Origin of the sequence: Uliginosibacterium sp. TH139 (assembly GCF_002855595.1) — a bacterium.
Taxonomy (GTDB): domain Bacteria; phylum Pseudomonadota; class Gammaproteobacteria; order Burkholderiales; family Rhodocyclaceae; genus Uliginosibacterium; species Uliginosibacterium aquaticum.
This window is the reverse complement of the sequence record NZ_PKRR01000008.1, coordinates 104097-130852: the sequence shown is the minus strand read 5'-3', so window position 1 is coordinate 130852 and position 26756 is coordinate 104097. Positions and strand designations below refer to the sequence as shown.

The 26756-nt window shown below is 62.0% G+C and carries 29 protein-coding genes; 12 read left to right on the top strand and 17 right to left on the bottom strand.

Going from position 1 to position 26756, the window contains the following annotated elements; genetic code table 11:
* Positions 1 to 5: 5 nt before the first annotated feature.
* From fliQ to fliO, 3 genes are read right to left on the bottom strand one after another with little or no spacing between them, the layout of a single operon-like run.
* Entirely contained in the window at positions 6 to 275 is a 270-nt protein-coding gene (fliQ, locus tag C0V76_RS16560; RefSeq protein WP_101943928.1) for a flagellar biosynthesis protein FliQ, read from the bottom strand.
* Between the two features lie 15 nt (positions 276 to 290).
* The gene (gene fliP, locus C0V76_RS16555) at positions 291 to 1025 is read right to left on the bottom strand and encodes a flagellar type III secretion system pore protein FliP (protein WP_101943926.1); all 735 of its coding nucleotides are present in this window, start codon (positions 1023 to 1025) and stop codon (positions 291 to 293) included.
* The gene (gene fliO, locus C0V76_RS16550; protein ID WP_101943924.1) at positions 1015 to 1419 is read right to left on the bottom strand and encodes a flagellar biosynthetic protein FliO; all 405 of its coding nucleotides are present in this window, start codon (positions 1417 to 1419) and stop codon (positions 1015 to 1017) included. Before fliO ends, fliP begins: the two co-directional genes overlap by 11 nt.
* Positions 1420 to 1681: 262 nt before the next feature.
* Here fliO and C0V76_RS16545 point away from each other — a divergent pair, with 262 nt between their 5' ends.
* Both C0V76_RS16545 and C0V76_RS16540 read left to right on the top strand, forming a co-directional pair.
* On the top strand, positions 1682 to 2632 hold the full coding sequence (locus tag C0V76_RS16545; RefSeq protein ID WP_101943922.1) for a diguanylate cyclase: 951 nt from the start codon (positions 1682 to 1684) through the stop codon (positions 2630 to 2632).
* Positions 2629 to 3027, top strand: coding sequence for a response regulator transcription factor (locus C0V76_RS16540; RefSeq protein WP_101943920.1), 399 nt, complete (start codon positions 2629 to 2631; stop codon positions 3025 to 3027). The genes C0V76_RS16545 and C0V76_RS16540 overlap by 4 nt, the downstream gene beginning before the upstream one ends.
* On the opposite strand, the gene gloB is transcribed toward C0V76_RS16540, so the two are convergent.
* Complete coding sequence (gloB, locus tag C0V76_RS16535; protein ID WP_216821776.1) at positions 3028 to 3804, bottom strand: hydroxyacylglutathione hydrolase; 777 nt, start codon at positions 3802 to 3804, stop codon at positions 3028 to 3030. It lies immediately after the preceding gene.
* A 25-nt stretch (positions 3805 to 3829) separates the two neighbouring features.
* Here gloB and C0V76_RS16530 point away from each other — a divergent pair, with 25 nt between their 5' ends.
* Both C0V76_RS16530 and rnhA read left to right on the top strand, forming a co-directional pair.
* Positions 3830 to 4576 carry a class I SAM-dependent methyltransferase gene (locus C0V76_RS16530; protein WP_101943919.1) on the top strand — a complete coding sequence of 249 codons (747 nt, stop codon included), beginning with the start codon at positions 3830 to 3832 and terminating at the stop codon, positions 4574 to 4576.
* Positions 4564 to 5025 carry a ribonuclease HI gene (rnhA, locus tag C0V76_RS16525; protein WP_101943917.1) on the top strand — a complete coding sequence of 154 codons (462 nt, stop codon included), beginning with the start codon at positions 4564 to 4566 and terminating at the stop codon, positions 5023 to 5025. The genes C0V76_RS16530 and rnhA overlap by 13 nt, the downstream gene beginning before the upstream one ends.
* 45 nt (positions 5026 to 5070) lie before the next feature.
* Here the strand turns inward: rnhA and C0V76_RS16520 are convergent, their stop codons facing one another.
* From C0V76_RS16520 to C0V76_RS16505, 4 genes are all read right to left on the bottom strand, one after another.
* Positions 5071 to 6591 (bottom strand): YiiX/YebB-like N1pC/P60 family cysteine hydrolase, encoded by a 1521-nt coding sequence (locus C0V76_RS16520; RefSeq protein WP_158239262.1) that lies wholly within the window; start codon positions 6589 to 6591, stop codon positions 5071 to 5073.
* A gap of 73 nt (positions 6592 to 6664) precedes the next feature.
* Positions 6665 to 9007 carry a penicillin-binding protein 1C gene (gene pbpC / locus C0V76_RS16515; RefSeq protein ID WP_101943914.1) on the bottom strand — a complete coding sequence of 781 codons (2343 nt, stop codon included), beginning with the start codon at positions 9005 to 9007 and terminating at the stop codon, positions 6665 to 6667.
* Between the two features lie 48 nt (positions 9008 to 9055).
* A complete protein-coding gene (locus C0V76_RS16510; RefSeq protein ID WP_101943912.1) occupies positions 9056 to 9517 on the bottom strand; it encodes an OmpA family protein in 462 nt (153 codons plus the stop codon).
* 51 nt (positions 9518 to 9568) lie between these two features.
* Complete coding sequence (locus tag C0V76_RS16505) at positions 9569 to 10282, bottom strand: type 1 glutamine amidotransferase (RefSeq protein WP_101943911.1); 714 nt, start codon at positions 10280 to 10282, stop codon at positions 9569 to 9571.
* A gap of 31 nt (positions 10283 to 10313) precedes the next feature.
* Between C0V76_RS16505 and C0V76_RS16500 the strand changes: the two genes are divergently transcribed.
* The 3 genes from C0V76_RS16500 (at position 10314) to C0V76_RS16490 (ending at position 12543) form a co-directional block, all read left to right on the top strand.
* Complete coding sequence (locus C0V76_RS16500; protein WP_254048277.1) at positions 10314 to 10928, top strand: TIGR02281 family clan AA aspartic protease; 615 nt, start codon at positions 10314 to 10316, stop codon at positions 10926 to 10928.
* A gap of 4 nt (positions 10929 to 10932) precedes the next feature.
* Positions 10933 to 11544, top strand: a complete 612-nt coding sequence (locus tag C0V76_RS16495) for a CoA pyrophosphatase (RefSeq protein ID WP_101943908.1) — start codon at positions 10933 to 10935, stop codon at positions 11542 to 11544.
* Between the two features lie 75 nt (positions 11545 to 11619).
* Positions 11620 to 12543 (top strand): CobD/CbiB family protein, encoded by a 924-nt coding sequence (locus tag C0V76_RS16490; protein ID WP_101943906.1) that lies wholly within the window; start codon positions 11620 to 11622, stop codon positions 12541 to 12543.
* Here C0V76_RS16490 and miaA read toward each other — a convergent pair whose 3' ends face one another.
* Complete coding sequence (gene miaA / locus C0V76_RS16485) at positions 12544 to 13497, bottom strand: tRNA (adenosine(37)-N6)-dimethylallyltransferase MiaA (protein ID WP_101944036.1); 954 nt, start codon at positions 13495 to 13497, stop codon at positions 12544 to 12546.
* Between the two features lie 18 nt (positions 13498 to 13515).
* Between miaA and C0V76_RS16480 the strand changes: the two genes are divergently transcribed.
* A complete protein-coding gene (locus C0V76_RS16480; protein ID WP_158239261.1) occupies positions 13516 to 14400 on the top strand; it encodes a TraB/GumN family protein in 885 nt (294 codons plus the stop codon).
* A 112-nt stretch (positions 14401 to 14512) separates the two neighbouring features.
* Here the strand turns inward: C0V76_RS16480 and pmbA are convergent, their stop codons facing one another.
* Positions 14513 to 15862, bottom strand: a complete 1350-nt coding sequence (gene pmbA, locus C0V76_RS16475) for a metalloprotease PmbA (protein WP_101943902.1) — start codon at positions 15860 to 15862, stop codon at positions 14513 to 14515.
* A 117-nt stretch (positions 15863 to 15979) separates the two neighbouring features.
* Between pmbA and yjgA the strand changes: the two genes are divergently transcribed.
* The 4 genes from yjgA to C0V76_RS16455 all read left to right on the top strand — a co-directional run bounded on the left by yjgA (position 15980) and on the right by C0V76_RS16455 (position 19873).
* Positions 15980 to 16555, top strand: a complete 576-nt coding sequence (gene yjgA, locus C0V76_RS16470) for a ribosome biogenesis factor YjgA (protein WP_101943901.1) — start codon at positions 15980 to 15982, stop codon at positions 16553 to 16555.
* Positions 16548 to 17138, top strand: coding sequence for a molybdopterin adenylyltransferase (gene mog, locus C0V76_RS16465; protein WP_216821783.1), 591 nt, complete (start codon positions 16548 to 16550; stop codon positions 17136 to 17138). The genes yjgA and mog overlap by 8 nt, the downstream gene beginning before the upstream one ends.
* A gap of 31 nt (positions 17139 to 17169) precedes the next feature.
* Positions 17170 to 19350, top strand: a complete 2181-nt coding sequence (locus C0V76_RS16460) for a patatin-like phospholipase family protein (RefSeq protein WP_101943899.1) — start codon at positions 17170 to 17172, stop codon at positions 19348 to 19350.
* A 265-nt stretch (positions 19351 to 19615) separates the two neighbouring features.
* A complete protein-coding gene (locus C0V76_RS16455; RefSeq protein ID WP_101943898.1) occupies positions 19616 to 19873 on the top strand; it encodes a hypothetical protein in 258 nt (85 codons plus the stop codon).
* Positions 19874 to 19921: 48 nt separating this feature from the next.
* Here C0V76_RS16455 and C0V76_RS16450 read toward each other — a convergent pair whose 3' ends face one another.
* From C0V76_RS16450 to uxuA, 7 genes are all read right to left on the bottom strand, one after another.
* On the bottom strand, positions 19922 to 20431 hold the full coding sequence (locus tag C0V76_RS16450) for a DNA-deoxyinosine glycosylase (RefSeq protein WP_101943896.1): 510 nt from the start codon (positions 20429 to 20431) through the stop codon (positions 19922 to 19924).
* The gene (locus C0V76_RS16445; RefSeq protein ID WP_101943894.1) at positions 20431 to 20976 is read right to left on the bottom strand and encodes a DapH/DapD/GlmU-related protein; all 546 of its coding nucleotides are present in this window, start codon (positions 20974 to 20976) and stop codon (positions 20431 to 20433) included. Before C0V76_RS16445 ends, C0V76_RS16450 begins: the two co-directional genes overlap by 1 nt.
* Positions 20977 to 20981: 5 nt before the next feature.
* Entirely contained in the window at positions 20982 to 22892 is a 1911-nt protein-coding gene (gene mnmC, locus C0V76_RS16440; RefSeq protein WP_101943892.1) for a bifunctional tRNA (5-methylaminomethyl-2-thiouridine)(34)-methyltransferase MnmD/FAD-dependent 5-carboxymethylaminomethyl-2-thiouridine(34) oxidoreductase MnmC, read from the bottom strand.
* 95 nt (positions 22893 to 22987) lie between these two features.
* Complete coding sequence (uxaC, locus tag C0V76_RS16435) at positions 22988 to 24388, bottom strand: glucuronate isomerase (protein WP_101943890.1); 1401 nt, start codon at positions 24386 to 24388, stop codon at positions 22988 to 22990.
* Positions 24389 to 24506: 118 nt separating this feature from the next.
* Positions 24507 to 24776, bottom strand: a complete 270-nt coding sequence (locus tag C0V76_RS16430) for a DUF2164 domain-containing protein (RefSeq protein WP_101943888.1) — start codon at positions 24774 to 24776, stop codon at positions 24507 to 24509.
* A 22-nt stretch (positions 24777 to 24798) separates the two neighbouring features.
* A complete protein-coding gene (locus C0V76_RS16425) occupies positions 24799 to 25653 on the bottom strand; it encodes an SDR family oxidoreductase (protein WP_101943887.1) in 855 nt (284 codons plus the stop codon).
* On the bottom strand, positions 25650 to 26720 hold the full coding sequence (gene uxuA / locus C0V76_RS16420; RefSeq protein WP_101943885.1) for a mannonate dehydratase: 1071 nt from the start codon (positions 26718 to 26720) through the stop codon (positions 25650 to 25652). Before uxuA ends, C0V76_RS16425 begins: the two co-directional genes overlap by 4 nt.
* Positions 26721 to 26756 lie beyond the last annotated feature (36 nt).

Here is a 26756-nt window from a genome sequence, read left to right as displayed (position 1 = left end):
TGGAGCTAGCCGATCAGGCTCGGGATAGCCCCGTAGAGGCGACGGATGTAGTCGGTGAGCATGGTGATCATCCATGGGCCGGCGAGAATCAGGGTGACAAACATTACGATCAGTTTTGGCACGAAGGATAGGGTCTGCTCGTTGATCTGGGTGGCGGCCTGAAGGATGCTGATGATCAGGCCAGTGATCAGGGCGGCTGCAAACATTGGAGCAGCAACGATCAGCGCCACTTCGAGTGCGCTGCGGCCGATTTCCATTACGGTGGCGGGGGTCATGGCGGTCTCCTTGCGCTAGCCGAAACTTCGCACCAGCGACGAAATCAGCAGGTTCCAGCCGTCCACCAGCACGAACAGCATGATCTTGAAGGGCAGGCTGACGATGACCGGCGACATCATCATCATGCCCATCGACATCAGCACCGAGGCCACGACCAAGTCGATGATCAGGAAGGGGATAAAGATGATGAAGCCGATCTGGAAGGCCGTTTTAAGTTCGCTGGTGACGAAGGCCGGTACGATCACCCGCATCGGCAGATCGGCTGCCTTGTCCACTTTCGGCACTTTGGCGAGCTGAGCGAAAAGCGACAGGTCTGGTTCGCGGATCTGCGCCAGCATGAAGGCTTTCATCGGCACGGAGGCGCGCTGAATAGCCTCGTCGAACTGGATGCGGTTTTCGGCCAGCGGCCGGTAGGCCTCGTCATACACCTTGTCCAGCACCGGTGACATGATAAAAAAACTCAGAAACAAGGCTAAACCGAGCAAGACCTGGGTGGGCGGTGTGGTCTGGGTGCCTAAAGCGTGGCGCAGGAGAGAGAGCACGATGATGATGCGGGTAAAACAGGTCATCATCAGGATGACCGCCGGCAGGAAGCTCAGTGCAGTGAGCATCATGACCGTCTGCACCGACAGGCTGTAAGTGGTGCCGCCAGCCCCTGAGGGGGTGCTGGTCAGCGCTGGAATGCCCTGGGCCTGGGCCAGGGCCGGCAGGATCAGGAGCAACAGGGCAAGTGCGCGTTCAGTTTTCATTGCGACGCTCCAGCATCTGGCGCAAGCGTCCGGCAAACTCGCTGCCGGGCAAGGGACCTGGTGTTGTGGCCGGGGGAAGATCGCTCGCATTGAGACAATGCAGGGCGTTGATGCGGCCAGGCGTGACGCCCAGCACCAGCACCTGCTTGCCGACTTCCAGCAATACAACTTTCTCGCGCGTACCCACCGAGATTGCGCTGCGGATGTTCATCAGGTTGCCCTGGCCAGGCCGACGGCCTTGCAGGCGCTTAAGCATGATCAGCGCGCCAAGCAGCACCAGCAGCGTGGCGCCCAGCCCTAGCAGCATCTGCAGCAGGCTGGTGGCAGGTGTCGGCAGAGCATCAGCGGCAAAAGCCGGGCTTGGCAGAAGCAGGAGGAGCAGGCGCAGGCTCACGATGTGCAGACGAAGTGGGAATGTCTGCAGCTTAGGGCGGCCGGGCTTGAAATCAGCAGCGGAAAAGCCGCGGAAAAGGGCGGCAAATTCTGCCGACTTGCCTTGCGACGGCCGCTCCGGTTGTAAAGAGCCCTAAAGAATGTCAGGTCTCTGTCCGAAAACAGGAGAGGGACCAGGGATTCCGGCGAACGGCGTCGACCTTGTCCTGCTGTCAGGTCTGGGTGGATCGGCAGCCAATTTTCGGGGCGGAATATTCAAGCAGATGAAAGCACTGGTTATCGACGACACGCTTACCAGTTCTACCGTGATCAGCCATCAGCTGCGCAAGATGGGTATCGAGGCTCTGACGGCTGCTGACGGTGCGACGGGCATCGAGCTGTTCAAGGAACACCGGCCAGATCTGGTATTGCTGGACGTGATCATGCCCGGCATTGATGGATACGAAACGGCTAAGCGCATGCGTCAGCTCGAGCGCGATGGTGAATGGACGCCCATCATTTTCCTCACGGCACGTACCAACGACGAAGACCTTGAGCGTGGCATTGCAGTGGGGGGGGATGATTATCTGGTCAAGCCGGTCTCCGAGATCGTGCTTAATGCCAAGGTCCGGGCCATGCAGCGTATTGCCCAGATGCGCTACTCCCTGGTGGTGCTCACCCGCCGCCTGGATGAGGCCAATCGCGAACTGCTGAGGCTCTCTTCTGTGGATGGGCTGACCGGCATCTCTAATCGCCGTCAGTTCGATGAATTTCTGCAGCGAGAATGGGCGCGCGGCGTGCGCTCGGCTGCGCCCTTGTCCTTGCTGATGTGTGATGTGGATAGTTTCAAGCAGTACAACGATTTCTATGGTCATCAGACCGGAGACGAATGTCTGCGCAGCGTGGCGGCTGTGCTCAAGGAGGGCGCACGACGTCCTGCAGATATGGCTGCGCGCTATGGCGGTGAGGAGTTTGCGGTGATCCTGCCGGATACCGCGCTGGATGGCGCGCTACAGGTTGCGGAGGAATTGAGGCTGGGCGTTGAGGCGCTGGCCATCCCGCATGGCGGTGCGGAGCTGGGGCTGGTCTCTATCAGTATTGGTGTCGCTTGTACCATCCCGCGTCGTGAGCGCGGCACCGCCGAACAACTTCTGGGAGACGCCGATAGCGCGCTCTACCAGGCCAAGCAATCGGGGCGTAATCGTGTTGTGCTTTATTCGGGAGAAGAGCAATGAGCCTGCAAAACCGTTTTGCCGGCCTAAGCGTGGTGATCATTGATGACAACGACACCACCCGGGCCATGTTGCGCAGCATCCTGCGCGCGGAGGGTATTGAAGTAGTGGGGGAGGCCAAGGATGGGGAGGCAGGGGTGGCGCTGGTGCGCAAACTGCGCCCGGGGCTGGTGTGCCTGGACGTGATGATGCCGAATGTGTCCGGGATTGAAGTGCTCGGGCAGATCAAGGCCGAGATGCCGGATGTGCGGGTGCTCATGGTGACCGGCTCGACGGATCGCGATACCGTTCAGTCCGCCATTCAGGGCGGTGCTTGTGGCTACCTTGTGAAACCCTTCAATGGCGCCAAAGTGATTGCCTCTATCGAAGGCGCAACCGGACGCAAGCTCCGAGGGTGATCAGAAACTGTCTTTCCAGCCTCGCAACGCGGTGAATACCTCCAGTGGCTCCTCAAGGGAGTGGCCTACCCGGGCTTCAACAGCTTGCCGTACTGCGGGCTGATCACAGCGCAGGAAGGGATTGGTTTCAAGCTCGTCCCGCAGGTGTGACGGGACGGTTGGATGAGCTTCGCTACGCAGCGTTTCGCAGTGGGCACGGCGCCGGGTGATTGCGAGGTTGGCAGGTTCGACAGCGGCCGCAAAAGCCAGATTGGACAGCGTGTATTCATGCGCGCAGCAGATCCGGGTGTCGCCGGGCAGGTTTGCCAGCATTTGCAGTGAAGCATGGAGTTGAGGCGCGGTACCGCCCAGCAAACGTCCACAGCCGCCTGCAAAAAGCGTGTCACCGCAGAACAGTGCGCCTTGCCATAGGTAGGCGATGTGTTCCTCGGTATGGCCGGGGGTTGCAAAGATCTCGGTTAGGCCGGGCAGCCCAGCCAGTTCAATCATTTCACCGCCTCGCAGTGGGTAGGTCACTGTCGGGATGGCTGGGCTGAGTGGCCCCAGAACCGGGCAGGATCTTGTTGTCAGCAGCTCGGCTACGCCGCCCTGGTGGTCAGCATGGCGATGGGTGAGCAGGATGCCGCCCAGGATGAGTCCTTCGCGGGCGAGGAAGGCTTCGGCGGGCGCAGCTTCGCCTGGGTCGACCAGCCAGCAATACGTGCCGCTGCACAGTGCCCAGATATAGTTGTCGCGCAGGGCAGAAACGGGAACAATCCGCAGGGTCATCTTCTCCATGCCTTTATTCTACGAGGCTTGCCGCATGTCGCTGAGCAATCTCGGTCAATGGTTCGAAACGCCGCGTGGGCTTTATCTGCAAGCCTGGGAGCAAAGCCAGTTCGATCAGCGTGTGGCGGATATTTTCGGCTTCAATGCGGTGCAGGTCGGATTGTGCGGGCAGGACTTTCTGCGTGCCAACCGCATGCCGCACCGTGTGCACTGCAATGTCTGTCGTGATCCAGGCGAGCCCGGTGCGCTGCAGGCTGCTGTCGAAGAGCTGCCTTTTGCTTCGCAGAGTCTGGATCTGGTGATCCTGCCGCATGTGCTGGAGTTCGCCAGTCATCCGCATCAGGTTTTGCGCGAAGTGGAAAGGGTGCTGCTGCCCGAAGGCCATCTGCTGGTCAGTGGGTTCAATCCACTGAGCCTATGGGGGCTGCGGCGCAGTTTCTCGGGGCATATGGGCGAAATTCCGTGGACCGGTCAGTATCTGTCGGTGTCGCGCCTGAAGGATTGGCTGAGCCTGCTGGGCCTTGAAGTGCACGATCTGCAATACGGCTGCTATGCGCCGCCCTTGGCGAGCGAAGTGTGGCTGCGGCGCTGGTCTTTTATGGAAGCAGCCGGCCGTCATTGCTGGCCGATCGCTGGCGGGGCCTATGTGCTGCATGCCGTGAAGCGGGTACAGGGCCTGCGCCTGATCATGCCGCGCTGGCGTCAGTTGAAGGCAAGTAAGAAAGGCATGGCTGTGGTGACACAGAAAAACCCACACCAGGATTCAGAATGGAACATGTAGAAATCTTTACCGATGGTGCCTGCTCGGGCAATCCCGGCCCCGGCGGCTGGGGCGCCATCCTGCGCGCGGGTACTCACGAGAAGGAGCTGTGGGGGGGAGAGCCCGCCACGACCAATAACCGCATGGAAATGCTGGCGGTAATTCGGGCACTGGCTGCACTCAAGCGGCCGGTGACGGCGCGCGTGCACACCGATTCCCAGTATGTTCAAAAGGGGATGACTGAGTGGCTGCAGGGCTGGAAAAAACGCGGTTGGAAAACTGCTGGCAAGGAGCCGGTGAAAAATGAGGACCTGTGGCGCCTGCTGGACGCCGAGGCGGCACGCCACCAGCTGGAATGGGTGTGGGTCAGAGGCCACGCCGGGCATACCGAAAACGAGCGCTGCGACGAACTGGCCCGCCTCGGGGTGGAGGCGGTGCGCAAGAGTGGCAAGGCCGTAGAGCCGGTCTAGGGACTGTCGGCATACATTCGATCTGCCGAATGTATGCCGCAGATCCTAGCGCAGTGCGACTTTCGCGGGCTCGCGCCCGCGCATCAAACGGTGGAGCTGGCGTGCCGGATCCTGTTCGATTGGCTTGCCTGCCTGATACAGCGCCACCACATGCAGGCCCTGACCGTCGAGCGCGCGTTCGGCTACCTGATCCGGGCTGATGGTGGCGCGCCCCATGGCGCGTGAGGTTGGCCAGCTCATCTCGGTGAAGACCTGGTAGACCAGTTCTGAGCAGACGATGCGATCGGTGCTTTCGACGTCGAAATTGAAATCGTAAGGTTTGCCGATCTGGCGGAAGGCGCGCAGCACGCGCTGGACCTGAGCTTCGCGACTGGCTGCTGGATCCCGCAGGGCGAGCAGATCGTCCACGTTCATGAAATGCGCCAGGGTGCTGGCGGTCACGCCGGGGCGCAGCGCCTCGATCACCGAGCGCCCATTGCGGATGGAGGCCTGGTGCGGCCGCAGCACGGGGTGATCCCATACGCCCAGTTCGCGCAGTTCCGCTTCGTTACCGACCCAGATTGCGACATGCCCCCAGTAGCCGGGGATCAAGGCGTCGGTCAGGCGGAAGGGCGTCTTCTCCAGCAGGATGTCACCGGCCTTGAGCTGGCTGAGTAATTGGGTACGTGCGCTTTGATTCTCGTGCAGATAGCCCTGGCGGGTTTCAATCACACCAATGGCATTGCCGAAGAGCATTGAGAACATGCCCATGCCGTCTTTTCCAAGGCGGCGTACCTGGTCGCCGGTGAGCTGGTTGAAGAGGCCGATGCGATTGAGTACGCGTCCGGCCACGCTGCTTTCCTGTATCCGGACGAAGGAAGGGCTCTGTTCAACCAGCCCGGCAAGGTAACGTTCTTCGCTACTGGGCAGGCTGTCGCGCTGAGGGCGGATCTCGCGCTGGTAATGCTCGATGGCGCGCCGTACGCGCTGGCGCTTGGCTTCCGAATGGTAGCCACGCTGCGCTTCGCGCATCTGCCCGGGTGACAGACCCCAGCCCGGATCGGCCTGGTCCACGATGCGCCGAAGGGCACCGTCCTGTTCATAGAGGGATACGGCGAGCAGGTAGTTGTCGTAGAGCAGCAGGGCCGCGGCCAGTGCCATCATTACGCCTTCATTGCGCGCGCGCTGGAATTCCGCACGTGTTCTCAAGGCAGGCGCGAGCGGTTCGAGCCAGCATTCATTGTGCTCAGCTATCTGCAGCAGGCGCTCGCGCAACTTGATATGGGCGAGGGTGGCGAGGCGGATGTTTTCGAGATTGGCGCCACTCAGGGGCTCGCCACGATCGCGCTTGTCACGCAGGACGATGGCGCCGCGGATCAGTTTTTCACGCTCGGCGAGGGCCTCTTCCGCCAAGGGCTGGAAGGCTTCGATGCGCTCGCGGAATACGGCCTGGACGGCTTCGGCAGCGAGTGGCTGCAGCGTTTCGATCTCCTGCGCCGCGCAGCTCCCGGCCGCTGCAGCGGTGGCAGGCAGGCTGAGCAGACTGATGCAGGCAAGGATCAGGCAGGGTAGGTGGGGCAGGCGCACGAGAAGGTCTCCAGCATCGGGGCGAAGAAGCATAAGCCGCTGGCACACGACTCGCCAAGCCTTGCCCGTCGGATCAATCGCGGCGGAATTCAAAATGCGCGCCGGCGTGGCGGCCGGCATCATCGACCACACTGAGGTGGTGCTCGCCCGGGGTGTTCAGGCGCAGCAACAAATTGCCGTCAGTGCTGGCCGGGCGCAGCAAGGCACCGTCAAGCAACCAATACACGCGCCCGCTTGCGCCGCTGGCATGCAGGCTCAGCTCGGCTTCGCGCCTGCCTGGAGTAGCCCGCAGGCGTGCGCCGCTGGCAATGCCGTGTAGTCGTAAGGGGCCGACTCCGAGTGCCTGACGGCAAGCAGGGTCCCATTCGAGGACTGACTGGCGGGCCGGGCTCAGCCAGGGTTCGAGATGCGCGGGCCAGCGCAGGATCTCGCGGGTCTGGGCGCTTGGCTGGCAGGCCGGGCTGGTGCGCAGGCCGTTGACCGGGTTGATCCAGGCCGTTTCGACCAGGCCCGGGCGGGCATCGCGTTCCGGCAAGGTCGGCGGGATGGCGCCGGCCAGTATCCAGGCGGTGCGCTTTTCAGGGCAGTATTCCGCCGGTGTGGCATCAAGCGCGGTGCCCAGCGGCCAGCAGATGGTTGCGGTGCTGACGCTGGCGGGCCGCTGGCGCGGCGTGGCAGGCCCAGCGGGCAGGGCGGCAATCAGCTCGCGCAGCAGTGGGGCGGCGATGTTGGCGCCGAAGAAACCCGGATTGGGTGTGCCATCCGGGCGCCCCACCCACACGCCGACGGTATGGGAATCACTCACCCCGATCGCCCAGGCGTCGCGGAAGCCGAAGCTGGTGCCGGTCTTCCAGGCCAGGCGATGAGTCGCGCCTTCGTGAAAGGGGCGATCCGGATGGCCGCCGGTTTCGAGGATGTCGCGCACGATGAAAGCTGCGCCCTCGCTCATGATGCGTCGCTCGATGCGGGGAGCCTCAGGGGTGAGGCGAGGCTGGCCGCTGAGCCCGCCGGCGGCCAGGGCGCGGTAAGCGCCGACGAGTTCCTCCAGGCGTGCCCCGGCGCCGCCCAGGATGATCGACAGGTTCGGTTCGCTGCCGGCAGGCAGGCGCAGTGGCAGCCCTCCGTTATGGAGAAGGGCGGCGAAGCGCTGCGGACCGAGGCGGTCGAGCAGGTCAACGGCCGGCACGTTGAGCGAGCGTTGCAAGGCTTCGGCCACGCTGACCGGGCCGGAGAAGTTAGCCTGGAAGTTGCCCGGCTCGTAGCCAGCGAAGGATTGCGGTGCATCGCTGAGCAGACTTTCGGAGTGGATCAGGCCTTCATCCAGCGCCATCGCATACAGGAAGGGCTTCAGAGTGGAGCCTGGCGAGCGCAGGCCACGCACCATGTCTACATGATTGAAGCGCTGGGCATCGCTGAAGTCTGCCGAACCTGCGTAGGCACGCACCTCCAGGCTGGCCGTCTCCATCACCAGCACCGCCATCGACACGCGTGGTGGCAGTTGTTCAACGCGATCCTGCAGCAGACGCTCAACCGTACTCTGGGTTTCTGCATCCAGCGTAGAGCGGATGAGCGGCGCATGGCGGCCCGCATGTAACTGGCGCAGACGTTCGGCGGCCAGCGGCGCTACCCAGCGCGCGCGCAGCGGATTTACGCCGACGCGTTCGATTCGGGCATCCTCCACCACGGCTGGCGTCCATACGCCAAGCTCCGCCATCCGCTTGAGCACCTTGTCGCGCGCTTGCTGGGCTTGTGCAGGGAAGCGGTCCGGGCGCAGGCGCGAGGGCGCCTGGGGCAGTACGACCAGCAGGGCGGCCTCAGCGGCACTCAGATGTGAGGATGGCTTGCCCAGATACATCCGGCTGGCCATTTCCACGCCCTCAACGATGCCGCCCATCGGAGCACGATTCAGATACAACCCTAGAATCTCACGCTTCGAGAAATGCAATTCAAGCTGCAGCGCGCGCAGGATCTGGCGTAGCTTGCCGCCAAGGTTGCGACTTGGCGGCTCGATGATGCGGGCTACCTGCATGCTCAGCGTGGAGCCACCCGAAATGATGCGGCCGTGCCTTGCCCATTGCAGGGCGGCGCGTAGCAGGGCGACCGGATTCACACCCGGATGGTAGTGGAACCAGCGATCCTCGTAGCCCAGCAGGGCTTCCAGATAAAGCGGCGAGACCGCCTCAATGGCAACCGGGTGTCGCCAGATGCCGTCGCGCCCGGGCCAGCTGCGCAGACTGCTGCCATCGCTGGCCAGTACGACCTGGGCGGATTCGTTACGTGGCAGCGGCAAAGGGAAGAGCTGATCCGCCAGGAGACCGAGGGTCAGCAGCAGGGCCAGGCCGCCGCGCAGCGGATGGCGGCGCAGCCAGGCGAGGCTTTGACGAAGAAGGGTGCGCAGGCGCAGGAAGTGGGGCATGAAAAGAAATGCCGGCGTGAGCCGGCATTTGCTTCAGAGCGATGCGGTTTATTGCAGATGGATATCCACGCGGCGTGCTTCCTGCATATCAGCGGTGTCGGTGAGCTGCTCCGGCTTGCGAAGCACGATGCGCTCTGCCGGAACGCCGACCCCGATCAGGGCTTTCTGGGTAGCCATGGCGCGCTCCTTGGCCAATTCAGCGTTCTTGACTGGATCGCCGGAGGGGTCGTGAAAACCGGAAATCAGCACCTGCGCCTTCGGATTGGCTGCGATTTTTTCCTTCAGCGTCTGGATGGCTCCGCCGGCCTCTTCGGGCAATTCGTCGCTGCCGAGATTGAAGTAGATGCGTGCCACTGGCTCGCCCTGCGGTATGCCGGCTTGGGTTTTGACCGATACATTCCGGTAGCCGGGCGAGGTGGTATAGACACCGAAACCGATCACTGCCAGCACGCAGGCCAGTACCAGGCCGCCGATCAGTACGACGAGTCCGATCTGTTCATCTTTCTCCATGTTCTCTCCGGGAAAAATTCTTTTTTTGAAGACGCGAAGGATACGCGCAACTCATTTCGTATGCACATTCAGGAGCCAGCACTCATACAGATGTTCGGCAACGGCGCGCATCGCCGGCAGCTTGCTTGGCAGCTCGGCGAGCAAGGCGCTGCGGCTCTGCACCGGGGCGGGAGCGCTGGGCTCCACCGCCAGATCATGGGACCATTCTGAAGCCCAGCTTGTGATCAGGCCTTCGGTCATCTCCACATGGCATTGCATGCCGAGATGTGGCCCCAGGGCAAAGGCCTGATTGGAGCAGAAGGCGCTGGAGAAAAGCGGCACAGCCGTAGCCGGCAGGGTGAAGGTCTCGCTGTGCCAGTGAAAGCTGTCAAAGTCCGACAAATCTCCCAGCCAGTGGCGAGCGGTGGCGTTGGTCGCAAGCTCTACCCGGCCCCAGCCGATCTCGCGCTGCGGATTGCGTGTCACCGTGCCGCCGAGTGCCTTGGCCATCAGTTGCCCGCCAAGGCAGTGTCCGATAACCGGGATGTCCAGGGCTACGGCTTCGCGGATCAGGGCCAGCTCCTGTGTGATCCAGGGTAGTTCATCGTTCACGCTCATTTCGCCGCCCATGAAGCACAAACCTGCAAAGGGCGCCGCTGAATCCGGTACGGCTGCACCCTGATCTATGCGAATGTGCTGCCAGGGCAGCTTGCGGGCGTCGAGGAAGCTGGCAAAATGGCCGGGCCCTACCAGCGGGCTGTGCTGGAATACTGCGATGGGTTTCATGATGATGACGATGCTGCGCTGCGCAATAGCAATGATTCTAGCGATTTCGGCGTGGCATGCGGTGGCTGCCGAAGTGGCTTTGGTGGGGGTGTTGGGCAGCAAGGCCTTGCTGGTGATTGATGGCGGCGCTCCGCGTACCCTGGCCGTGGGGCAGCTCGTTGGCGATGTGAAGCTCCTGAGTGTGAGCAGCGATACCGCCGAGATCGAGATTCGCGGCCAGCGCTCGCGCTTGCGGATGGGCGACTCTCCCGTCAGCGTGGGTGAGCGAAACAGTACTGCCAAGCAGGTGACGCTGGTCTCTGATGTCCGGGGGCACTTCAGCACCTCTGGCAGCATCAATGGTGCCAATGTGACTTTCCTGGTTGATACGGGGGCCTCTTCGGTCGCGATGGGGGCGTCTACCGCAATGGCTGCCGGTATCGATTTTCGCAAGGGCGAGCCGGGTATGGCCGGTACTGCCAATGGTGTGGTGCCGATGTGGCGGGTACGGATCCGCAATGTGCGGATCGGTGACATTCTCCTCAACGATGTTGAGGGCGCTGTGATGCAGGTGGATATGCCTTATGTGCTGCTCGGGATGAGTTTTCTGAACCGGATGGAAATGCGCCGGGATGGCAGCACCATGGTGCTGACCCAACGTTACTGACGGCATGGCTCACGACATCCATGCCCTGCGCGCACGGTTTGCGCATCTGGCCGAGTTTGCCTGGCATGAGACCTGGCCTCTGAGCGAGCGTCAGACCGAAGCGGCCGTATTGTTGCCGGTGCGCCCGGCCGAGATTGGCTTGCAGGTACTGCTGACCCGGCGTACCGATCATCTCAATCACCATGCGGGGCAGATCAGTTTTCCTGGCGGCCGTCGTGAAGAGGCGGACACTTCCTTGATCCAGACCGCTCTGCGTGAATCGCAGGAGGAGATTGGCCTCGATCCGGCGTGCGTCGAAGTGCTTGGAGTGTTGCCGGAGTTTGGGACGCCGAGTGGTTTTCGCATTACGCCGGTCGTTGGCCTGCTGCTCGGAGACCCCGCGTTACGCCTGGATGATTTCGAAGTGGCCGAGGTCTTCGAGGTGCCGCTGGAATTTCTGCTGCAACGCGAAAATTACCAGTTGCATCGCGTTCGCTGGCGTGAGGGCGAGCGTCGTGTTCATGCCGTACCGCATGGAGGGCGTTTCATCTGGGGCGCCACGGCAGGAATCCTGGCCATGTTCGCGGCTTTCCTGCTCGATGATGTGACCAAAGCGCCACAAGGCCGGGCGGGCTGACGGGGCCTATGCTATCTTCCCCGCCTGCGTCACGATGGCAAGGCGCTTCCCCGAGATTCTTCCGCTGGTTTTCCGATGACCCTGCTCGCGATCATCCTCACGCTGGTTCTTGAACAGTTCCGCCCGCTGAATGCGACGCGCTTTCTCTATCCGGCGCTGGCCGCGCTAGGGCGTTTCTTCGAAGGGCGCTTCAACGATGGCAAAGCCCACCACGGCATGATTGCCTGGTGTGTGATGGTGCTGCCGCCGGTACTGCTCTCGGCCCTGATCCATTTCCTGCTCTACGCCATCCATCCGCTCGCTGCGCTGCTCTTCAACATTGCGCTGCTCTATTGCACGATGGGTTTTCGTCACAGCAGTCACTACTTCACGCGCATCCATGCGGCCTTGCGAGCGCAGGATCTGCAGCAAGCGCGCAAGCTGATCGGTGAATGGCGTGGCCATCTGCACGATCAGAGCAGCAGCGAGGAAATCGTGCGTCTCACGCTCGAGAAGGGCATTGTCGGTGCTCATCGTCAGGTGTTCGCGATCATTGTCTGTTTCCTGCTTCTGCCGGGTCCCAGCGGCGCAGTGCTGTATCGCATGGCGGATTTCTTCAACCGCGAATGGGGCGCGCGCAGTGATCCGGAAATCGGTGATTTTGGTGCTTTCGCACGGCGTGCCTTTGCGGTGATTGAATGGCTTCCAGCACGGATTACCGCGATGGCCTTCGCCATTGTGGGTGACTTTGAAGATGCCGCGCACTGCTGGCGGACCCAGGCAAGCAGCTGGCCGGACCGCAACGAAGGCATCCTCATCTCTGCGGGCGCGGGGGCTCTGGGTGTGCAGGTCGGTCAACCGGTGCAGGAGAGCGGCGAAATTCTGGATCGACCGCTTCTGGGCGCAGGCGACGACGCTGAAGTCGCCTATCTGCAGAGCTTTGTGGGACTCGTACGGCGCACGCTGGTGCTCAACGTGCTGGCGCTGGTGTTCCTGAGCCTGTCCCGCCTGGCTGCCTGATCAGGTTTTGCGCCAGGCGTTGAGCGCCGCTTCAAGTTGCGTCAGATGTTGCGCATCGAGGCTGTCGAACTCCTGATAGCCGCTCCAGTTTTCGCGGAATTGCCGCAGCCAGGTGATCTGGCGTTTGGCCAGTTGGCGGGTGGCGGCAATGCCTTTTTCGCGCATTGTGGCGGCATTGACTTCGCCGTCGAGGTATTCCCACATCTGGCGATAGCCAACGCAACGCATCGAGGTCATTTCGATGTTCAGGCGATAGCGCGTGCGTAATTGCCTAACTTCCTCTTCAAAGCCCTCATCCAGCATGGCATCGAAGCGCCGGGCGATGCGGGTGTGCAGTACGCTGCGCTCGGCCGGCTGGAGCGCCAGTGGCAGGTAGTCAATGGCTGGGCTCGTGCTCTCACGCTGGGCGTAGCTCTCAGCCAGGGGGCGGCCGGTCAGGCGTACAACTTCCAGCGCGCGCTGGATGCGCTGGGCATCATTCGGATTCAGGCGGCTGGCAGCGGTCGCATCGAGGCGGGCAAGTTCCGCGTGCAGGGCTGGCCAGCCTGCACGAGCAGCATGCTCTTCGATCTCCTGCCGCAGGGCGGCATCAGCCTGCGGCAAGTCCGATAGTCCTTCCAGCAATGCCTTGAAATACAGCATGGTGCCGCCAGCCAGCACGGGCAGCTGGCCGCGGGCGCAGATCTCGCCGATGAGGCGCTGGGCATCACTGCAGAAACGTGCGGCTGAGTAAGCTTCTTCCGGCGTGATGATGTCGATGAGATGATGCGGACATTGCGCCAGTTCTTCCTCGTCCGGCTTGGCTGTGCCGATGTTCATGTCGCGGAACACCAGGGCGGAATCCACGCTGATGATCTCGATCGGCGACTGACGGGCCAGATGCAGGGCGGCGGCTGTCTTGCCGCTGGCGGTAGGGCCCATCAGGAGAACAGCTTGCAGGCGGGTATCAGACATCAGGACAGGAGCGTAAGGATGTACAGGATCGTGGCGGTGTTGGGATTGATGCTCGGGCTGCTGGGTAGCCCTTTCGCATTGGCGGGCGAGCGCTTGATGCTGTGGGAGGCAAGCAGTGCGAAGGGCACAGTGTACTTGTTCGGCTCGATCCACGTCTGCAAGGCGAGCTGCTTTCCTTTGAGCGCCAGTGTGACGCGTCGTCTGGATGCCAGTGATGCACTGGTGTTGGAACTTGATCCGGCTCGCAGTGAAGCCCAACTGGGCTTGCTGACGGCTGGCATGTATCCCGCGGGCGATAGCCTGCAGCGGAAAATGTCAGCTGGGCAATGGCAGGTACTGGAGCGCAGTCTCGAAAAGTTGGGCTTGCCAGCACCCATGATGGCGGGCTTTCGTCCCTGGATGTTGAGTCTGACCATCACTCTGCAGGCTGCGCAGCAGGCCGGTTTTGATGTCTCACAGGGGATCGATCTATGGGCCTTGGAACGCGCTGGTGCGCAAGGCAAGAAGGTGCTGGAGCTTGAAAGCGTGGAACGCCAGATTGCGGCGGCTTCTGCCGGCAGTGAGCACGAGCAGCTTGAGGCGCTGCAGCTCTTGCTGCAACAGGTGAATGCCGGCCGCTTGCCCGGCATGTTCGAGGAAATGCGCCAAGCCTGGCAGCGGGGCGATACCAGCGCCCTTGAACGTTTGACGGCAGAAGGTGCGCCGAAAGGCTCGAGCATTACTTATGAATTGCTGGATCGGCGCAACGCTGAAATGGCCGACAAGCTGCAGAAGCAATTCCTGCCCGCCTCACGCAAACTCTTTGTGGTGGTCGGTGCGGCGCATCTGGTCGGCCCCAAAGGGGTGCCGGCCCTGCTGGCGCAACAAGGCTTCAAGCTGCGCCAGCTGAGCGACGGGGACTAATTTCAGGATGCCACCGAAGCAATACTTTGTGCCATGCGCTATAGCACGGTGGGCGGTCTGTCTTGGCGTATTGAAAGCAGGGTGAAGGCGCTTTGTTAAGCGCCTGTCAGCCTTACTCCCCGGCGATGGTCATCTTGCCGATTACCAGCGAGGGGCATTGTTTGCCACCACGGACGATCGTGTCATTGCCGATGGCAACGATGTTGCGGAACATGTCGCGCAGATTGCCGGCTATGGTGATTTCCTGCACCGGGTAGCAGATCTCTCCGTTTTCAATCCAGTACCCGGCTGCGCCACGGGAGTAATCCCCTGTGACGTAATTTACGCCCTGGCCCAGCAGTTCGGTGACCAAAAGGCCGCGGCCGATCTCGCGCGCCAGCTCGTAAAGGCTCTTGTCACCGGCGCGCAGGATCAGGTTGTGACAGCCACCGGCATTGCCAGTGGTTTGCATGCCCAGCTTGCGGGCCGAATAGCTGCCGAGGAAATAGCCATCGAGCACGCCAGCGTCCACCAGTTTGCGCTCGCGCGTTGCCACGCCTTCATCGTCGAAAGGGGTGCTGCCGAGCGCCTTCGGGATATGCGGCAATTCGTCGATATGGACGTTGGCGGAAAACACTGGTTTTCCAAGCGAGTCCATCAGGAAGCTGGCCTTGCGATAGAGACTGCCGCCGCTGACAGCCTGCACGAAGCTACCCAGGAGGCCACAGGCTTGCGGCGCTTCGAAGATCACCGGGACTTCACAGGTTTTGATGCGACGCGATCCCAGGCGTGAGAGCGCGCGACGCGCGGCGTAGTCGCCGATGGCGGCAGGATTGGCGAGCTCTTGCGGATCGCGCATCGAGCTGTACCAGTCACCTGTTTGCATCGAATCGCCTTCGCCGGCAATCACGCCGACCGAGATCGAGTGGCGTGAGGTGGCGAAGCCGGCACAGAAGCCCGCGCTGTTGGCCGCCATGAACTGGGATTGCTGGGCATAGACGCTGGCGCCATCCGAGTTGCGGATTTCAGGGCTGACCGCAAAAGCAGCGGATTCACAGCGCTGGGCGATTTCGGCCGCCTGGTCGGTGTCAATCCGCCAGGGATGGTAGAGATCGAGGTCCATCTTCTTTCCGCGCCACAGCAAGGCTTCGTCGGCGAGGCCCGCGGCTGGATCAGGGGCGGTAAAACTGGCGATCGACAGGGCCGCATCTACGGTGGCATGCAAGGCCTCGCGCGAGAAGTCCGATGAGCTGGCATGGCCGCGCTGCTGTCCTTGATAGACCGTGACGCCGATGCCCTTGTCACGGTTGTACTCGATGGTTTCGAGATTGCCGCAGCGGACGGTGACCGTCTGACCAAAGCCTTCGGAAATGTCGGTTTCGCAGGCGCTGGCGCCACGCGAAGCCGCGTAGGCGAGAATGTCCTGGGAAATGTCGTGAAGTTCGGACTGGGAATAGCTGAAGCTGTTGTTCTTCCTGGACATGAGGAGGGGGATGCAGATGCGAGGGGCTATAATCTTACCGTTTAAGGCCTCTTCAGGCGCATCTCACTGCACTTCAGCTGCTGCAAGGCGGCGTGAGCAGACGCGCCAAACCCCGATATGCACAAGCACGAAGAATCAGAAGACAGTTATTTCGTCTCCAAGTCGCAGAGGAAGCGCGATATGGACGCCCTTCAGGATCTGGGCAAGAAGCTCACGGAATACGGGCCGGCGCGCCTTAAGAAAGTGCCGATGTCCGACAACCTGCGCGAAGCCCTCGTCGAGATGGCCCGCCTCACGGCTAACGGAGCGCGTGCGCGTCAGCTGCAATACATCGGCAAGTTGATGCGCAGCGAAGAAATCGGCCCGATCCAGGCCGCTCTGGATGTGATCGAGGGCAAGTCTCACGCCGAAGTGGCGCGCATGCATCGCCTCGAAAAATTGCGCGAGCGCTTTCTTGAAGACGAGACCATGCTGACCGAAATCGGCAACCTCTATCCGGCAGCCGATCTGCATCGGATGCGCCAGTTGCGCCGTAATGCCATCAAGGAGCGCAGCGAGAACAAGCCGCCGAAGGCCTACCGCGAAATTTTCCAGATTCTGCGTGAGATGGAAGAGGGCGGTGTCGCTACCGAACATCCGCACCATCATAGTGAGGACGATGGGCATGATCACGCAGGTCCCCACGGTGAGTGAGGGTTTGCGCATCGGCCTTGTGTCGATCAGTGACCGGGCGTCCTCCGGAGTCTATGAGGACAAGGGCATTCCGGCGCTGCTGGAGTGGTTTGCCGCTGCGCTGCACTCTCCGTGGCGAGCCGAACAGCGATTGATCGCAGATGAACAGGCTGTAATCGAACAGACCCTGATCGAGCTGGCGGATGTGGCCGGCTGTCATTTGATCGTGACTACTGGCGGCACCGGCCCGGCGCTGCGTGATGTAACGCCGGAAGCCACTCTGGCCGTGGCGCACAAGGAAATGCCGGGCTTTGGTGAGGAGATGCGGCGGATCTCGCGGCATTTCGTACCGACGGCAATTCTGTCACGGCAGACCGCCGTCATCCGTGGGCAGAGTCTGATCATCAATCTTCCAGGGCAGCCCAAGGCGATCCGCGAAACGCTCGAAGGTCTGCGTGATGCCGATGGCAAACTACTTGTCGAAGGTGTCTTCGCCGCTGTGCCGTATTGCATCGACCTGATCGGCGGACCTTACATCGAGACTCGCCCGGAGGTCTGCAAGGCTTTCCGCCCCAAGAGCGCCCAGCGTTCGCCTGCATCCTGACTCCCGTCCCCTTTAGGGTTTCCCCGTCGCCATGACTGACACTGCCAAGCGTCTTGCCCTCTGTTTTTGTCTGGCCGTGTGGGTCTTGCCACTCGTTGCGGCCGAGCGTCCGCGAGTGGCCCTGGTGCTCGGTGGCGGCGGTGCACGCGGCGCCGCGCATATCGGTGTGCTCGAAGTGCTGGAACGTGAGCGGGTGGCAATAGATTGCGTGGCTGGCACAAGCATGGGTGCGCTAGTGGCGGGCGCTCTTGCTGTCGGCCTTAGACCAGCCGAAATGCGCGAGATGCTGGCCGGGGCGGACTGGGTCGACATGTTCCAGGACAACCCGGCTTACTCGGAGCTGAGCTATCGCAACCATGTCGTGTCGCAGCGCTATCTGCCCGGCTCCGAGACCGGGGTGACTGACAAGGGCGTGCAGTACCAGCCCGGCGTGGTAGCAGGCCAGAAGATCAAGCTTTTCTTCAACCGGGTGGTGCGCGCTGAATACGGCGAGCCGATGATTGAGAAGCTCGCCATGCCACTGGCGATCATCGCGACAGACATCGGCACCGGTGAGCGTGTGGTGTTCCGTGACGGTAGTCTGACCCAGGCCATGCGCGCCAGCATGTCGGTGCCGGGGCTGCTCTCGCCGCAGGTTTATCGAGGGCGCAAGTTCGTCGATGGCGGTCTGGTCGATAACCTGCCGGTGGAGGAGGCGCGGCGCCTGTGCAATGCAGACATGGTGATCGCCATCAACGTGGGCTCGCCGCTGTTGAAGGCCGAGGATGTCGGCTCGCTGCTGACTGTGTCGGCCCAGATGATCAACATCCTGACCGAGCAGAACGTGGCGCGCTCGATCGCAGCGCTGGATCCGGCACGGGACCTCTATCTGCGCCCGGACCTTGAAGGGCTTACGGCGGGGGATTTTCCGAAGAATGCCGAGATCGCGGACCGCGGAAAGGCCGCCGCAGAAGCCATCGTGCCGCAACTGCAACGTTTCAAGGTGCCCGAGCCAGAATACCTGGCCTGGCGCGAGCGCTTCCCGCAACCGGATCGTGAGCTGACCATTCACGAGGTCCAGGTGGCTGCTTTGGGGGACGTCGATTCGCGTGCAGTGACCCGCCATCTGAATCTGAAATATGGCAATACGCCGGAGCCGGAGAAGATCGAACGCGATCTGTTGCGGGTTTATGGTGATGGTTTTTACGAGTCGGTTGATTACTCCGTGCTGCAGGAGCGAGACAAGAACATCCTGCGGATCACTCCGATCGAAAAGTCCTGGGGGCCGGATTACCTGCGCTTCGGTTTGCGCCTCGATGCGGTGCTGGGAGACGAAGCGACTTTTGCCTTGCGCGGGGCCTATCACAAGACATGGATCAATTCCCTGGGCGGCGAGCTGCTGGTGACCGGTGAGATCGGCAACAGCTCGGCCCTGGGCGTGGATTGGTACCAGCCTGTGGAGAAGACCCAGCACGTGTTTGTGCAGCCTTCCATGCTGGCAAGGCGTGAGCGCCAGGGCATCTACGAGAACGACAAGCGTTATGCGGAATATCAGGTGCGCACGCTGGAGACTCGCCTGGCTGCAGGTCTCGCGCTTGGCTCGGTTGGGCAGGTCAAGGGCGGGTGGCTGACGCGCATGAGTGATTACGAGTTCTACACCGGCGTCCCCCTGTTGCCCAATGTACAGAAATGGAGTTCCGGGCCGGAGTTGCGGGCTGACATGGATCAGATGGACCGGTTGTATTTCCCGCAGAAGGGCTGGGCCTTGAATGGCAGTTATTTCGAGTCGGTCACCGGGGACTACAGCAAGATCACTGGGGAATTCAAGGGCGCCCAGAACTGGAACGACTTCGTTTTTACGACTGCCTTGCGCATGACGGACTCCCCTAAGGGCAATCTGCCGCTGTATGACGCGGCTCGCTTGGGGGGCTTCATGAACCTGTCCGGCTTCTACAGCGACCAGATGATCGGTGATTCGATGCGCTTTGGGTCTGTCGGTGTGGCGCGTATTGTCGGACGCATGCCGCTGGGCCTGCGCGGTGACCTGCGGGTGGGGGCGACACTGGAGGCCGGCCGAATGGGCCTGCGTTATACCGAGACCGAGCGCGACGGCTGGCAGCAAGCCAGCTCGCTCTATTTCGGCGGAGAGACTCCGATGGGCATCATGTACCTGGGCTGGGGCCATGTGCGCAATGCTTCTTCGCACTGGTATCTGTTCATCGGTACGCCCTGAAAGGCTATTCACGATCTTACTGCGAGGCCGCTCATTGGCAACTGAGGGGGCTCATGCGCTGCTCGGAATCCTCATGTATCCACATACACCCCGGTTCCTGCGCTGCTTTTCGCCCCACTAACGGCCTCTCGCTACAGATCGTTAACAGCCTTCGAAATCATCGCGTCATGTGACGCTTCATGAAAACGTAACACTCCGCGTGGATCATGCTGGCAGGCCCGGCGCATGCCGGGCAATCACTGTCCGATGACCACTGGAGTTTTTCATGCGTACGATTCTTGTTGCTTCGCTGTTCCTGCTGACCGCTGCCTGTGCCAGCAGCCCCGAAACCAAGCCGGTCGCGGCAACTGCGCCGGCAGCTCCGGTGGTGGCCGCTCCCGCAGCGCCCAAGGCCCCGGAGTGCTACAACGGAGACCTGGGAAGCTTCCAGGCTGTGGGTACCGTAGCGACGGTTTCCGGTGTGAAGGTGCAGTGCAAGCTCACCAGTGATGGCAAGGGTGCTTCCTGGAATACGGCCAAGTAAGACAGGTTTCAGCCAAGGTGTGTTTCGGGCAGCTGCGGCTGCCCGTTTTCATTGGCGGTCGGCCTGAAGGGCTTGGCGCCAGTGTTGCAGCTTGGCTTCCGGTCGCAGGCTGGCGTGCGCCGGAGAGGTCGAGGGCAGGCGCTGCAGGTGTAGCCCCGCTGGCAATATGCTTGCCGTTACATGTTTGCGGAATAACTGCTCTGCAGTCGATCCGTTGAAGAAGATCTCCTGCAGGCGCGGATGGGCTGTGAAAAAGCGGCCAAAATCGTTCACCACGATGCTGTCGCGCTCGATTGCGGCGTCCAGACTGCCTTGCCGGCGGCAGCTCTGCAGTACATCCCACACGGCGATGCCGGCTGTGCTGAGTCTGTCGCAGCGGCTGGCGTAGTCGAGAGTCGGGTCAAAGCCGAGGAGAGTGGCCATGATCGGCCAGAACTGGTTGTGCGGATGCGCGTAGTAGCGCTGTGCGCCAAGCGAAGCCGCGCCCGGCATGCTGCCAAGGATCAGGATTTTCGCCTCTGGCGTGGCAATTGGCGGAAACGCTTCCAGGCGGGCCATCACACGATATAGCCGGGTCCGTCTCCCATGCGACGGTTCATCTCGGCCTTCGTTGCGGCCGTGACGCCAGCACTGAGGGTGTAGCGCTGATCGAAGCAGGGGGCGCTCTTCATCGCCTCGGCCTGGCGCGCCAGATAGTCGGCCGTCAGGCCCAGAATTCTGGCCGGGTTACCGGCGGCGAGGTTGCCAGCTGGAATGTCATGGGTGACCACGCTGCCTGCGCCGATGATCACGTCATCACCAATGCTGACGCCGGGAAGCACGATACTGCCGGCGCCGATGAAAACCCGGTTGCCAATCTCGACCTTGCCCAGGCGCACATGGCCTAAGGCGCGTTTTGTGCTGGCGTCATGCGCCAGCAAGGTGACGTTGGGGCCGAGGGTGACATCGTCGCCGATGGTGATGTGCCAGCAGTGGCAGGCATCGATGGTGCAGCCATCCTGCATGTAGAAGTTGCGGCCGACGACCAGCCCGCGTGCGATCAGGCGGGCCAGCGCATCACGGCCGGTGAAGCGGCGATAGAGGCGACGCAGGAAGGTGGTCATGATGGCTATTCCGTGCCAAAGGCGAGGCGGGTCGGCGGGCGGATCACGAAACGGGCCGGGTCCATGGCCTCGGCCAGCTCGCTTTCGATCGGCAGCGGCTCGCCGCACATGCGGGCAGCCAGCAGTTCGCCACACAGGCTGCTCCATACCAGCCCGCGGGCACCGAAACCGGTCAGCATCCAGAGGCCTTCGCTACGCGGCAGTGTGTCCAGATTGAAGCCTTCGCCAGTCGTGACGGCGGGCAACTGGCCGACCATGGGCAGACGGTCCAGCGACACCGGGCGCAGGCTGACCCGCCCTTCGAGTTCGCTGCCTTGCAGCTCCCCGGCCATGCCCGGCAGCATGCGCCCCAGCTTGGCGAGGTTTTCGGCGTGTTCGTCTTCACGCAGTGCCAAGTCGAAATCATCGACGACAAAACTCGCGCCAAGTGCGGCATGGCCGCCGATGCCGGGTGTGATGTAGCCCTGACCGCAGACCACCACGCCCAGCGGGGCAAGCTGGGCCATCGGCAGATGGCTAACCTGGCCGCGCGCGGCGCGCAGCGGCAACCAGTCGGCTTCGGCCAGGCGGCGTACATCATGCGCGTTGGCAAGAACGACATGCGGCGCGGCGGCAAGCACCGAGCCATCGCTGGCCAGTGCTTGCCACTCGCCGGCTTCGCGACGCAGGCTGTCGACCGACAGTCCCGCGTGCAGACGGATGTGCGTACCACCGGCGGCGATATTTGCAGCGACCAGACTGCGCGGCTGAATCCAGCCACCTTGCGCGAACCACCAGCCGCCAAACGAAGCCGTATGCCCGGCCTTGAGTGTGGCCTCAGCGGCCGTCACCCAGTCGAGATATTCGCGTGGGAAGTCCAGGGTTTCGCAGACGGCCTGCTGCTTGCGCTCCTGATCGGCGCTGCGCGCCAGATGCAGCACGCCGCAGGGTTCCCAGAGAACCTCATGGCCCCGAGCCTGCAAGCTGGCCAGATGCTGCAGACCGTAGAAAAAACCGGTGCGGGTGATCCGCGAGAGCAGATTGTCGTCCTTGCTCGGCAGCGGGCGGAAGGCGCCGGCCAGATTGCCGGAAGCGCCCTGGGCGATCTCTTCCTGGGCTTCCAGCATATCGACTGTGAAGCCACGCGCAGCGAGGCGCTCGGCAATCGCCGAGCCGGCCAGGCCTGCGCCGATCACCAGTACGCGGCGCTCGGCGAGCGCGGCCGGGCGCGGCCGGGCGCCGCGATATTGGCCGCGCAGCATTTCGCGCTTGCCGGAAAAACCCTGAGCCTTTTCGACCACGAAGCCCGCCCGCGCGAGGCCTTCGCGCACGGCAGAGGACACCGACCAGGTGGCCAAGGTGGTGCTGCTGTCCGAGAGGGCGGCGAGTGCGCGGAATACCCCGTCCGACCACATCTGCGGATTCTTGGCCGGTGAAAAACCGTCCAGAAAAATTGCGTCGGCTCGCGCGGCGATCTGCTGCAAGGCTTCTGCGGCCTCGCCGAAAATCAGGCTCAGAACGACGCGGCCACTCTCGAATTCGATGCGATGCATGCCCGGCAGTGGCAAGGGCCAGCGTGCGCAGAGCTGCCCGGCCAGATCGGCGGGGGCGCCTGATGTGCTCAGCGCGGCGGCCAGATCAGGGGCAGCAAAGGGATGTTTTTCAAGCGAGATGAAATGCAGGCGCTCGCAGGCTTGCGGGTCTGCCCGCCAGGCTTGCCAGGTGGCGAGGAAATTGTTGCCGAGGCCGAAGCCGGTCTCGACGATGACGAAGCTATCACGGTCCTGCCAGCGGGCGGGCAGGCCGTTGCCGGCAAGGAAGACGTGCTCGGCCTGGGCCAGCGCGCCGCTGGCCGAGTGGTACACGTCGCCATACTCGGCGGAGAAGGGAATGCCTTCGGCGGAGAACTGCAGGGAGGCGGGCTGGAGTGGCGTCACGGGAGCGGCGGATTCTGGAGTCGCCGAAGTTTAGCAGGCGGCACCCGCAAAAAGCCCCGCGCGCGGCGGGGCTTCGATGCGGGGGATGGCTTCAATCAGAAATTGAAATAGGCCTCGGCGTTCTTGTAGCAGATGCCTTCGATGACTTTTTGCAGCTGTGCCCAGTCCTGCGGGTATTCGCCATTCTCTACCCAGCCGCCGATCATGTTGCAGAGGATGCGGCGGAAGTATTCATGACGGGTGTAGGACAGGAAGCTGCGCGAATCGGTCAGCATGCCGATGAAGGCGCCGAGGTTGCCGAGTTGCGAGAGGGCAGTGAGCTGACGCTTCATGCCATCTTGCTGGTCGAGGAACCACCAGCCCGAGCCGAACTGCATCTTGCCGACGACCTTGCCGTCCTGGAAGTTGCCGATCATGGTGGCCAGCACTTCGTTGTGCATCGGATTCAGGTTGTAGAGGATGGTCTTCGGCAACTGGTCATCGCCATCCAGCGCATCGAGAAAACGGGCCAGCTTGGCGGCGATGATGTCATCGGCAATTGAGTCAAAGCCGGTATCCGGGCCCAGATTGCGGAACATGCGCGCGCTGTTGTTGCGCTGAGCGCCGATGTGCAGCTGCATGGCCCAGCCGCGCTTGGCGTATTCGCGGCCCAGGTGCAGCAGGATGGCCGTCTTGTATTTCTCGACGTCGTCGCGGCTCACGACTTCATTGTTCATGGCACGAGCGAGAATTCCGGACAGCTCGGCTTCACCGGCTTCGGCAAAGAAGGCCACGTCGATGGCGTGATCCGACACCTTACAGCCGTGGGCGGCGAAATAATCGAGGCGTTTGTCCAGCGCACGGGTCACGTCGGCAAACGAATTGATCGCTACACCTGAGACTTCGGCGAGCTTGCGGATGTAGTCCTGGAAGCCGGCACGATCCATATTGAAGGATTTGTCCGGGCGGAAGGTGGGCAACACCTTCACTTGAAAGCCGTCGGCGGCGATGGCCTTGTGGTGCTCCAGAGTGTCGACCGGGTCATCGGTGGTGCACACCACGCGTACTTTGGAGCGAACCATCAGGCCACGTGCGGAGAGCTCTGGCGTGCCGATCAGGCTGTTGCAGTGGTTCCACAGTTCGTCGGCCGTGGCGGCCGAGACCAGGGTTTTCGTGCCGAAATAGCGTTGCAGCTCCAGGTGGCTCCAATGGAACAGTGGGTTACCCACGCCCATCGGCAGCACTTCGCAGAACTTGCGGAATTTGGCTTCATCCGGCTGGTTGCCGGTCATGAAATCCTCGGTGACGCCGGAGGAGCGCATGAAGCGCCACTTGTAGTGGTCGCCGCCGAGCCAGATCTCTGTGATGTTCTTGAACTGCTTGTTCTGCGCGATCTGCTCGGGCGGCAGGTGGCAGTGGTAGTCGATGATCGGCTGTGCTGCGGCGTACTCGTGGTAGAGCTTCTGCGCGGTGGCGGACTCGAGCAGGAAGTTCTCGTCCATGAAAGTTTTGGCCATGCTTTGATCTCCTGAAGTGCGTGAGGGCCGCTGTGGTCTACCGGGGCCGCAAGCGAAAAGCTGATTATGTTGTCTGACCAATTATGCCATAAGCCGGGATTTACCCTAAGTTGTCTGACTAAGCTTTGCGTGAGCGGCCCGATTTCTGCCAGTAGCCGAATTCCTCTTCATGCACTTCGATGTCGACTTCCGCCACCCGGGCCTGAATCTGCGTCTGCACATCGTTGACCGCCTTGTTGTAAATGAGGGGGCCAATCTCTTCCAGGAAAAAACCGAGCAGCCCTCCGGCAGCCAGATTGCTGATCGGTTCTTCCATATGGGTCATGAAATAACGTTCGATCGAAGCAATCGCCTGCAGGCGGGCCTCTTTTGAAATTTCAATGCTCATGGGGCAATCTGTACGCGAGGGTTCAAACCCCGGCGTAGGCGGAGAAACCACCATCTACCGCGATGATCGACCCGGTGACGAAGCCGGAGGCCTTGGGTTCCACCAGCCACAGCAGGGCGCCGATCAGCTCATTGGCCTCGCCGAAGCGACGCATCGGCGTCTGGGCGATCACTTTCTGGGCGCGCGGGGTGTAGTTGCCATCTTCCTGCAGCATCAGCTTGTGATTCTGTTCGGTGATGAAGAAGCCAGGCGCGAGCGCATTCACGCGCACGCCGCTCTGCCCCAGATGCACGGCCAGCCACTGGGTGAAGTTGCTGACAGCCGCCTTGGCGCCGCTGTAGGCGGCAACCTTGGTCAGGGGCTTGAGTGCGGACATCGAGGAAATGTTGATGATCGAGCAGCCGGGGCGGCCGAGCATCTGTTTCGCGAAAACCTGGCTGGGGAGCAGGGTACCCATCAGGTTCAGATCGAACACGAATTTGAAGCCTTCCATGTCCAGGTCGAAGAAATTGCTGCCGCTGCCGGTGGTGTCCAGGTACTCCTGATCGGTGATGCCTTTCGGGTGATTACCGCCGGCGCCGTTGATCAGGATGTCGCAGGGTCCGAAGCTACTGGCAATGTGGGTTGCTGCGCTTTCCAGTGCAGCGCGGTCGAGCACATTGCAGGACAGGCCCTGGGCAACGCCACCCGTGGCTTCGATTTCGCCGGCCAGGGCCTCAGCCTTGGCTAGGTCGCGGCCGATAATCACGACCTTCGCGCCGCAGGCGGCCAGCGCCCGGCACATGGCGGCGCCGAGCACGCCGGCACCGCCGGTGACGACGGCCACCTTGTTGTTCAAGTCGATTGCGAAGGGCAGGGAATTGTCGGTGGCGCTCATGCTGCGTCTTTCTGTTCAGGTTGGGCGGGAACGAACTTGGTGATGGCTTCCCATAGTCCGTTGAGGTAGACCGCCCCGAGGGCGCGGTCATAGAGGCCGTAACCGGGCTTGCCGGTTTCGCCCCAGATCATGCGGCCGTGGTCCGGGCGCACATAACCTTCAAAGCCTATCTCATGGTAAGCGCGCAGGATGCGAGCCATATCAAGCGAGCCGGTGCAGGACAGATGCGGCGCTTCATGGAAACTGCCGTCCGGATCCACCGCCACATTGCGCAGGTGGCCGAAATGGATGCGACCCATGCCGCCAAATTCGCGCACCAGGGATTCGATGTTGTTGCACAGATCCGCGCCGAGCGAGCCCGAGCACAGCGTGAGACCGTTGGCCGGTGAGTCGACGATTTTCACCAGACGCGCCAGATCGTCGCGGTTCTTCACGATGCGTGGCAGGCCGAAGATCGGGCGGGGCGGATCATCCGGGTGCATGGCCATCTTCACGCCGACTTCTTCGGCGACCGGGATGATGGCCTTCAGGAAATACTCCAGATTGGCCCACAGCTGTTCTTCCCCCACGGCGGCATATTCATCGAGCAGCGCGCGCAGCTGATCGGCGCCGTAGCTGCTATCCCAGCCCGGCAGGGAAATGCCTTTGGATATGTCGAGCTTCTCGATCGCTGCAGCATCGAAGGCCAGCGTGGTGGAGCCGTCCGGCAACTCTTTTTCGAGCTCGGTACGAGTCCAGTCGAAGACCGGCATGAAGTTGTAGCAGATCACCTTCACGCCTGCGGCGGCGCAATTGCGGATGTTTTGCTGGTAGTTGGCGATCAGCCGGTCGCGCGAAGGCTTGCCGAGCTTGATGTCTTCATGCACCGGTACACTTTCAACGACCTCGAATTTCAGGCCGACGCTTTCGATGCGGGCCTTGAGCTTTTGCAGGCTCTCAAGCGGCCAGACTTCGCCGACCGATACGTCGTAAATGGCCGACACGATGCCGTACATGCCCGGGATCTGGCGGATGTATTCGAGCTTGACCGGATCGGATTCGCCGTACCAGCGGAAGGTCATCTTCATTGCGCTACTCCTTCGGGTGATCTAACTTGTATGGTA